Source organism: Winogradskya humida (assembly GCF_016862215.1).
GTDB classification, from domain to species: Bacteria; Actinomycetota; Actinomycetes; order Mycobacteriales; family Micromonosporaceae; genus Actinoplanes; species Actinoplanes humidus.
In genome coordinates, this window is sequence record NZ_BOMN01000003.1 from 1 (window position 1) to 3,988 (window position 3,988).

Sequence of the window (3,988 nt, forward strand, 5' to 3'; positions counted from 1 at the left end):
GCCGAGCACCACGGCCGAGTCGGGCGGGTCTCGGGCGGGTGGTGTGGCGGTTCGGGATCGTGGTGTTGATGCGTTGCGGGTCTGGGCGATGGGTGGCGTGGTGGTGGGGCATTGGCTGGTTACCGGGTTCGTTGTGGGGCCGGATGGGTTACGTAATGCCAGTCCGCTCAGCGCTATGCCGTTGTTCGCGCCGGTGAGTTGGGTGTTGCAGACGCTTGGGCTTTTCTTCTTCGCCGGCGGGTTCGCCGCCGCTCGGTCGCGCCTGTCAGCTACGCAGAGCGAACACGGGACACAACGCGAGCGAAGGACGCAACGCGAGCGCAGGACGCAACGCGAGCGCAGGACGCAACGCGAACAGCAGATGCAGCGCGAACACGGGACGCAGAGCGAACACCCGACGCAGAGCGAACACCCGACGCAGAGCGAACACCCGACGCAGAGCGAACACCCGACGCAGCGCGGACGGCGGGCGCGGTGCGGGCAGGGGAAAGGGGGGCTGGGGCGTACCGGGAGGGGGGTTCTGGCTCTGGTTGCGGGGTGGGGGGTTGTGCTGGGGGCTGGGGTTGTTGCGGGGGTGCCGGGTGGGACGTTGCGGACTGTGGGGTTGGTTGTGGTCAGTCCGTTGTGGTTTTTGGGGCCTTATCTGGTGTTGCGGGGCTGCAGCGGGTTTCTTGTGCGGTGGGTCGGGCGATATGGCGTGCTCGTTGCCGTTCCGGCGGTGGTGGTGGTTGCGGGGACGGACCTCGGGTTGCTGCCCGGTGGGGTGGCTGTGGTGGCGGGGTGGGCGGTGCCGTGGGTGCTGGGGATTGCGGTGGCTGGTGGGTTCGGGAGGCGGCGGGATGGGGTGTGGATGGTTGCCGGCGGGGGTGCGGTGCTCGGGGTGCTTGTGACCGTCGGTGGGTATCCCGTGAGCGCTGTCGGGGTGCCGGGGGACGGGCGGTCGAATCTTGCTCCGCCTTCGCTGGTGGCTGTGGCGCTCGGGGTCGCTCAGATAGGGGTATTTCTCGCCCTTCGGAGGCCCGGGCGGACCGGGGTGGCGTGGGCTCGGAGGGCGGTTCGGGAGGCCGGCCGGGTGGGCGTACCCGTGTATCTCTGGCATCAGAGTGTGTTACTGGGGGCGGTGGCTGTTTTCGCAGGCCGGGGTGGGTTGGTCGGGGTTCCGGACGGGGGTGGATGGGTGCTCGATCGCGTCGCGTGGCTGCCGGTGCTCGGGGTGGGGCTGGCGGCGGTGGCCGGGGTGAGGTGGCGCACGACACGGTGGGGCCGAATTTCTTAATTTGGGCTTAAGGAGTACTGTCTGGCTCGGTTCTAGACGGCCCCTACCGACGGAGGTGATCGCTGTGCGAGATAGCGATCCTCCTAGTCGTGGCCGGGCCGCTCGTCAGCCGCTCTGAGCCCTCCTCGCACCCCGTCATCGGGGTGCGCGGGCCGGTCATGACCCGCTGACCCAGTTTCCCTGATGCCTCCTGCCACATCCGTGGACGCCGCCGCGTGCCCGGATGTCCGCCGCGCTGCGCCGCGACATGGCAGGGGGTCCCGGTCGCGACTTCCTGGTGCGCACTTTCCCCGTACGCCCTACCGGAAAGTCATAGCCATGAACCGTTTTGTCGCCCCGCTGAGCTTCACCATCGCCGCCGCCTGGGTGGTCGTCGTGTTCGTCCTCGTCCACAACAACCCGTGACCGGAAATGCTCGGCCCTTTGCAGAGAAAGGGCCGAGCACAAGGTCAGGGCAGGCGTGAAGTCCAGAGCAGGCTCAACGCCGCCGCCGCGATACCGAACAGCAGTGCCGTCCCGGCGTACCACTGGGTGATCTCGCGGGGTTCGGTCCGGTGGCCGATCGAACTGCCCATGTCCTCATAGACCTGTTTCAACTCACTGACCGAGGCCGCTTCGTAGAAGTAACCCTTGGTCTTCTCGGCGAGCTGCTGCAAGGACAACCGATCCACGGGTACGCGTTGCAGCGCCCCACGAATATCAACCACGCCGGTGTCGGTGCCGAACGCGATCGTCGAGACCGGGACGTTCGCCGCCTCGGCAGCCGTGGCGGCGTCCTCGATCGAGCGTCCCGAGGTGCGGTAGCCGTCGGAGAGCAGCACGATCCGGGCGGGCGGGGCGCCGTCCGCGCCGTCCGACGGGACCGAGCGGATCGCGTCGAGGGATGTGAAGACCGCCTCGCCGGTCGCCGTGGCCTCCGCGAGGGTGAGGCCGTCGATGCCCGCGATCACGGCCGCGCGGTCCTTCGTCGGGGAGACGAGCACGTTGGCCGCCTTCGCGAACGAGACCAGGCCGAGGTTGTAGGTCGGCGGCAGCTCCTGCACGAACGCCTTCGCCGCCTCCTGCGCCGCCTCGATACGGTTGGGGGCGACGTCGTCCGCCTCCATCGACAGCGAGACGTCGATCGCCAGCATGACCGTGGCGCGTTCGAGGGGCTCGTCGCGATCCACGGACGGGCGGGCCAGGGCCAGCGCCAGGATCAGCAGGCTCAGCAGGAACGCACTGGCCGCGATGTGCTTGCGCCAGCCCAGTCCCTTGGGGGCGAGCGTGCGCAGCAGGTCCACGTTGGTGAACTTCATGGCGTACTGACGTTTGCGGAACTGGCGCCACACGTACGCACCGGCCACGAGCAGCACGGGCAGGACGGCGAGCAGCCACCACGGTTGCAGGAAACGAATCATCGGGTGGTCCCCCGGGTGCGAGCGTGTCTTTGGGCGGCCACGAAGCGGACCATGTCCAGCAGCCAGTCGGTGTCGGTACGAAGTCTCAGGTGAGCGGCCCCCGCGGCACGCAACGCCCGCGCGATCTCGCCTCGCTGCTGCCCCGCGGCCTCAGCGTACCGAGCGCGCAGACTCGCGTCACCGGTGTGCACCTCGTGCAGCACCCCGGTCTCCGGGTCGGCGAGGGTCAGCACGCCGACGTCGGGAAGCTCCAGCTCCCGCGGGTCCACCACCTCGATGGCGAGCACGTCGTGGCGTACGCCCAGCTTGCGGACCGGCCGCGACCAGCTCTCCACCGGCGCCAGAAAGTCCGACACGACCACGGCCACACCCCGGCGGCGCGGTGGCCGGTTCAGCATGTCGATCAACTCACCCAGATCGGCACGACCGGGCCTGATCTCGGTACGCGCAATCGCGCGCAACAGTCCCTGAGCCTCTTTACGACCGGGCCGCGCGGGGAGGCGCACGACCGGTGCCTGCTCAGGTGGTTGCTCGACGGTTTTCCGGCGACGTTTCCAGAACGAGGCGCGCTCACTGCGTACCGTGAGACCTGAACCCGTGCCCACCACCGCGCCGATCCTGTTCCCACCGCGCACGGTCAAGTGCGCCATCGCGGTCGCGGCCGCCAGCACCAGGTCACTCTTGAGATACCGCGCGGTGCCGAAATCCAGGCTCGCCGACAGGTCGATCGCCATCCAGGTCTCAAGTTCCCGATCCGCGACTGTACGCCGGACGTGCGGCATCGTCGTCCGGGCGGTGACCGGCCAGTCCATGCGGCGGACGTCGTCACCGGGACGGTATTCGCGGCTCTCGCCCGCCTCGCTGCCGGGGCCGGGGAGCAGGCCCGCGTAATCGCCCTGGAGCAGGCCGTCGAGCTTGCGGGTCACCAGCAGTTGCAGACGCGCGAGGACGACCTCGGCGCGTGCGGTGCCGGCACCCGCGATCGGGGGCGGCAGCTCCGCGGTGCGGCCTGACCCGGATTTCGCGGGACGGCCGTTGGTGCCCCTGGTGGTGCCGCGGCCGTTGCCCGCTGTGGGCGCGTAACCGCCGTTGGGGGTGGTCGGCTGAGGACCGGGGCTCGGTGACGATGCCGGTGCGCTCGCAAATCCCACGCCCGCGCTGCCTGCGCCCGGGCCCGCCGCCGCGCTGCCTGCGCCCGGGCCGGCGGGGCTCGCGGTCGCGTAGTCGGCGCTCGCTCGGGAAGGCGACCCGCTGGCGTAATCGATGCCCGCGGACCCGCCCAGGGGCTGGCCCGCGGGTTGACCGGCGGCGG

Annotated in this window: 3 protein-coding genes; 1 reads left to right on the forward strand and 2 read right to left on the reverse strand. The window is 70.0% G+C overall.

What is annotated here, in order from left to right:
• Positions 1–1,459 precede the first annotated feature (1,459 nt).
• Positions 1,460–1,681, forward strand: a complete 222-nt coding sequence (locus Ahu01nite_RS01365) for a hypothetical protein (protein WP_203834488.1) — start codon at positions 1,460–1,462, stop codon at positions 1,679–1,681.
• Between the two features lie 44 nt (positions 1,682–1,725).
• Here the strand turns inward: Ahu01nite_RS01365 and Ahu01nite_RS01370 are convergent, their stop codons facing one another.
• Both Ahu01nite_RS01370 and Ahu01nite_RS01375 read right to left on the reverse strand, forming a co-directional pair.
• Entirely contained in the window at positions 1,726–2,676 is a 951-nt protein-coding gene (locus tag Ahu01nite_RS01370) for a VWA domain-containing protein (RefSeq protein WP_203834489.1), read from the reverse strand.
• Complete coding sequence (locus Ahu01nite_RS01375; RefSeq protein ID WP_203834490.1) at positions 2,673–3,671, reverse strand: DUF58 domain-containing protein; 999 nt, start codon at positions 3,669–3,671, stop codon at positions 2,673–2,675. Before Ahu01nite_RS01375 ends, Ahu01nite_RS01370 begins: the two co-directional genes overlap by 4 nt.
• Positions 3,672–3,988 lie beyond the last annotated feature (317 nt).